The organism is Luteibacter sp. KNZ12-1A (assembly GCF_056755675.1).
Genome location: NZ_JBPGXU010000165.1, coordinates 1 through 4717 on the forward strand (window position 1 = coordinate 1; position 4717 = coordinate 4717).

Annotated in this window: 5 protein-coding genes; 2 read left to right on the top strand and 3 right to left on the bottom strand. The window is 64.9% G+C overall.

Annotated elements, in window-relative coordinates; translation table 11 throughout:
- Both ACR9ZJ_RS18880 and proC read right to left on the bottom strand, forming a co-directional pair.
- On the bottom strand, nucleotides 1–574 hold a 574-nt coding region (locus ACR9ZJ_RS18880), incomplete at its 3' end, for a YggT family protein (protein WP_481288632.1).
- Nucleotides 571–1395, bottom strand: coding sequence for a pyrroline-5-carboxylate reductase (proC, locus tag ACR9ZJ_RS18885; protein WP_481288633.1), 825 nt, complete (start codon nucleotides 1393–1395; stop codon nucleotides 571–573). The genes ACR9ZJ_RS18880 and proC, both read right to left, overlap by 4 nt.
- Before the next feature lie 116 nt (nucleotides 1396–1511).
- Here proC and ACR9ZJ_RS18890 point away from each other — a divergent pair, with 116 nt between their 5' ends.
- Together ACR9ZJ_RS18890 and ACR9ZJ_RS18895 are read left to right on the top strand one after the other, a co-directional pair.
- Entirely contained in the window at nucleotides 1512–2549 is a 1038-nt protein-coding gene (locus ACR9ZJ_RS18890; protein ID WP_306851636.1) for a type IV pilus twitching motility protein PilT, read from the top strand.
- A 276-nt stretch (nucleotides 2550–2825) separates the two neighbouring features.
- Nucleotides 2826–3989: a PilT/PilU family type 4a pilus ATPase gene (locus ACR9ZJ_RS18895; protein ID WP_371022121.1), complete on the top strand. Its 1164-nt coding sequence runs from the start codon at nucleotides 2826–2828 to the stop codon at nucleotides 3987–3989.
- Between the two features lie 114 nt (nucleotides 3990–4103).
- On the opposite strand, the gene ACR9ZJ_RS18900 is transcribed toward ACR9ZJ_RS18895, so the two are convergent.
- Nucleotides 4104–4472 (bottom strand): BON domain-containing protein, encoded by a 369-nt coding sequence (locus tag ACR9ZJ_RS18900; protein WP_481281138.1) that lies wholly within the window; start codon nucleotides 4470–4472, stop codon nucleotides 4104–4106.
- Nucleotides 4473–4717 lie beyond the last annotated feature (245 nt).

Here is a 4717-nt window from a genome sequence, read left to right on the forward strand (position 1 = left end):
GCGGAGATGTGTATAAGAGACAGCCCCAATCCGAAAGCGGCTGGGCGATGAGGATGCGCGCCAGGAACAACCCCAGCAGCACCGCCGTGGGCGAGAAATCCAGTCCGCCGATGGTCAGCTTGCCGCGGAACGGCCGCACCAGGGGCTCCGCCAGGCTCGACACCAGTCGTGCCACCGGGTGGTAGCGGTCGGTCGAGAGCATGCTCATCAGCGACCACACGAACACCAGGACGATCCAGGTCAGCAGGAAGAAGTCGAGGGTCTCGGCCACGCCCGCCACCAGGATGCCCAGCGGCGCCGGGGCGATTCCGGCCAGGGCGACGATCAACACCACCTTCAGGCATTCCAGCACGAGCACGATGGCCAGCGCGGCGGTGTTGATCCTGCGCACGGGTGGCAGCACCTTACGCAGCGGGCGTACCACGGGATTGGTGAAGCGATAGAGGAACTGGCAGATGGGATTGTGGAAGTCCGCCCGGTGCGCCTCGGCCAGCAGTCGCAGGACGAACAGGGTGACGAGGGCGCCGAAGGCGAACTGGAGGATCAGGGCGCCTGCGTTGGTCAGGTAGTTCACGTCTTCGATTCCATGTCTTCTGAAAGTTCGATGCCACGGCGCCGCGCCGCGTCGACCGCGCGCGCCACGATGGCGGGGAAATGGTCGGCCTGGAAACTCTCCAGCGCCGCCTGAGTGGTGCCGTTGGGCGAGGTGACGCGCTGGCGCAGGATGGCGGCGCTCTCGCCGCTTTCGATCAGCATGCGGCCGGCGCCCAGCGCGGTCTGCGCTGCCAGCGCACGCGCCGTTTCGCGGGAGAGCCCCTGGGAAAACGCGGCGTTTTCCAGTGCTTCCACCAGCAAGAAGAAATACGCGGGGCCGGAGCCCGAAAGGGCGGTGACGATGTCCAGCTGGTCTTCGTCGGGCACCCACACGGTCAGGCCGGCGGCATCGAGCACATGCTGCGCCTCGGCCCGCTGCGGGGCGCTCACGCGCGCGTTGGCGAACAACGCCGTGGCCCCGGCGCCGATCATGGCCGGGGTGTTGGGCATGCAGCGGACGACGGGCAGGGCGGCGTCGAGCCAGCGTTCGATCTGCTGGATGCGGATGCCGGCGGCGATGGAGATCACCACCGGGCGATACTTCTGCACCACGGCGCGCAGGTTGCGGCACACCTCGGCCATCATCTGCGGCTTTACCGCCAGTACCAGGATCGAGGCGCCTTCGGCGGCATCGCGGTTATCGGTGTAGGTGGCCACGCCATATTCGCGGGACAGCTCGTGCAGGGCCTCCGCACGGGGCTCGGCCACGGCGATTCCACCGGGCTGGGCGCCGTGGCGGATCATTCCGGCGATCAACGCGGTGGCCATGTTGCCGCCGCCGATGAAGGCGATCCGATTCATGGGGGTATTCGCTCCGTTGGCGACGAGGTTCACATACACCGAAGCATATACGGTGCCGCGCCTTGCCGCCGACCCCCGGGCATGGTTACCTATGCCCACCAAGATAGGGGACCTCAATGGATATCGCCGAACTCCTTGCCTTCTCAGTGAAGAACAAGGCCTCCGACCTGCACCTTTCCGCGGGTCTTCCGCCGATGATCCGTGTCGACGGCGACGTCCGGCGAATCAACATCCCGGCGCTGGAGCACAAGCAGGTCCATTCGCTGATCTACGACATCATGTCGGACAAGCAGCGCCGCGACTATGAGGAATTCCTCGAAGTCGATTTCTCCTTCGAGATTCCCGGCCTGGCCCGTTTCCGCGTCAACGCCTTCAATCACAACCGCGGCGCGGGCGGCGTGTTCCGTACCATTCCTTCCGAGGTGCTCACCCTGGAAGACCTCGGCGCGCCGAAGATCTTCCGTGAGCTGATCGAGCAGCCCCAGGGGCTGATCCTGGTCACCGGCCCCACGGGCTCGGGCAAGTCGACGACGCTGGCGGCCATGGTCGACCACGTCAACAAGAACGAATACGGCCATATCCTCACCGTCGAGGACCCGATCGAATTCGTGCACACCTCGCAGAAGTGCCTGATCAACCAGCGCGAAGTGCACCGCGATACGCACGGATTCAACGAGGCCTTGCGTTCGGCACTGCGCGAGGATCCCGACTACATCCTGGTGGGCGAATTGCGCGACCTGGAGACCATCCGCCTGGCGCTGACCGCCGCGGAAACCGGCCATTTGGTCTTCGGTACGCTGCACACGTCCTCGGCGGCCAAGACCATCGACCGCATCATCGACGTGTTCCCCGCGGGCGAGAAACCCATGGTTCGCTCGATGTTGTCCGAGTCGCTGCGCGCGGTCATCTCGCAGTCCCTGCTGAAGAAGGTCGGCGGGGGGCGCATCGCGGCCCACGAGATCATGGTGGGCATCCCGGCCATCCGTAACCTCATCCGCGAGGACAAGGTGGCCCAGATGTACTCGTCCATCCAGACCGGCCAGCAATACGGCATGCAGACCCTGGACCAGAACCTCGCGGACCTGGTCAAGCGCGGACTCGTCACGCGCCAGGAAGCCTCGACCTATGCGAAGAACAAGGAAGGCTTCCGCTAGAGCGCCTCCCTTCATCGGATGGGCCCTCCATCGGGAAGGCTCTCTATCGGGAGGGCCCTCCATCGGGTGGGAAGCGGCCCGGGCCGCGATCAGGGCTTGCGGCAAGCACCCATCGCGCGCCAGCGCGCTTCCCACCAAGTCTTCTTCCCACCGGGCCTGCATTTCACCCAAGGGTCGAAGCCTTTAGCGTGAGGGCTGTCTCTGCAGGGTCCGATTCACGGGTATATGATCGCCCACAGGGGCGCCGGCCCGGTCCGGCAATGGGAATACCAGGCCATGAGCGACTTCGATTTCACCTCCTTCCTCAAGCTGATGGTGCACAAGCAGGCCTCCGACCTGTTCATCACCGCCGGCGTCGCGCCTTCCATGAAGGTGCAGGGACGCATCGTCCCGATCACCCAGAGTCCCCTCTCCGCGCAGCAGTCGCGCGACATGGTGCTCAACGTGATGACCCCGGCCCAGCGCGAGGAGTTCGAGAAAACGCACGAGTGCCAGTTCGCGATCAGCGCGTCCGGCATCGGCCGTTTTCGCGTCTCCTGCTTCTACCAGCGCAACTGCGTGGGCATGGTCTTGCGCCGGATCGAATCGAAAATCCCGACGCCCGAGGAACTCAACCTCCCGCCGGTCATCAAGCAACTGGCGATGACCAAGCGCGGCATCATCATCTTCGTCGGCGGCACGGGTACGGGTAAGTCGACCTCGCTCGCGTCGATGATCGGCTATCGCAACCAGAATTCGACCGGCCACATCATCACCATCGAGGACCCGATCGAGTACGTGCACAAGCACGAGGGTTGCATCATCACGCAGCGCGAACTCGGCATCGACACCGACAGCTGGGAAAACGCCCTGAAGAACACGCTGCGCCAGGCGCCCGACGTGATCATGATCGGCGAAGTGCGTACGCGCGAGACGATGGAACACGCGATCAACTTCTCGGAAACGGGCCACCTGTGCCTGTGCACGCTGCATGCGAACAACGCCAACCAGGCGCTCGACCGTATCCTGCACTTCTTCCCCGAGGACCGTCGCCAGCAGCTCTTCATGGACCTTTCGTTGAACCTGAAGGGCATCGTCGCCCAGCAGCTCATCCCGACGCCCGACGGCAAGGCCCGTCGCGTCGCGGTGGAAGTGCTGCTCGGTACGCCGCTGGCGCAGGATTACATCCGCCAGGGCGAGGTACACAAGCTCAAGGAACTCATGCGCGATTCCAACCAGTTGGGCATGCGCACCTTCGACCAGAGCCTGGTCGAGCTCTATCACGCCGGCGAGATCTCGTACGAGGACGCATTGCGCCACGCCGACAGTTCCAACGAAGTGCGCCTGCGCATCAAGCTCGCCCAGGGTGGTGACGCGCATACCCTGTCGCAGGGCCTGGAAGGGGTCGAGATCGACAAGAGCAACGATCGCAATACCTTCGGTGGCATGCTGCACCGCTGAACGCCGAGGCACCGGAGCGTTTCTTCGAGGAAGGTCGCGTCGGGCGGCCGGGAGCGCGATGACAAAGAGAGGGAGCCTTGCGGCTCCCTCTTCGTTTTCAGCGATGTCGCAGGGTTACTTCGCCGCGCTGGAGGAAACGGTCAGGCCGCTGGCATCGACGCTCTTCACGCCCTTGATGCCCTTGGCGATCTTCTCGGCGTGGCTCTTTTCCTTCGCCGTGGCGACCGTGCCGGTCAGGGTGACGACGCCGTCGCTGGTGCTCACCGAGATATCGCTGCCCTTCACGCTCTTGTTGGCGGCGAACTCGGATTTGACCTTCGTGGTGATCCACGTGTCGTCGGCCTTGCCGGCGACGGTCTGGTTGTCGCCCTTCGAGGAAGCCGCGGCGGAGTCCTGGGCATACACCTGCGTGAACGGGACCGCGCCGAGACCAGCAACGAGGGCGGCGGCGAACAGGGCCTTACGGAGGGTGACATGGTTCATTGGTGACTCCTTCATCTCGCACTGAATGGGGCTGGCGATGGCGCCACGCACTGTGGCTGCCGGTTCGCGGGGCCTATGGAAACAGCGCATCCGTGAACGATTCGTGCCGGGGAAATCGGGGCGTTCAGGTTAAGAAAGTTCCGCACCATCGGCTTGTCGGGAGCTCTGGTGGGGGCCCCCCCCCGCGGCCCGGGGGGGTTGGCGGAACCAGGGCCCCCGCCGCGCGGGAGCCCCCCCCCAGCGGG

Bases quoted from the DNA above. Each gene is read 5' to 3' on its own strand.
- ACR9ZJ_RS18895 (WP_371022121.1), top strand. From the start codon at position 2,826: ATGAGCGACTTCGATTTCACCTCCTTCCTCAAGCTGATGGTGCACAAG.
- proC (WP_481288633.1), bottom strand. From the start codon at position 1,395: ATGAATCGGATCGCCTTCATCGGCGGCGGCAACATGGCCACCGCGTTG.
- ACR9ZJ_RS18900 (WP_481281138.1), bottom strand. From the start codon at position 4,472: ATGAACCATGTCACCCTCCGTAAGGCCCTGTTCGCCGCCGCCCTCGTT.
- ACR9ZJ_RS18890 (WP_306851636.1), top strand. From the start codon at position 1,512: ATGGATATCGCCGAACTCCTTGCCTTCTCAGTGAAGAACAAGGCCTCC.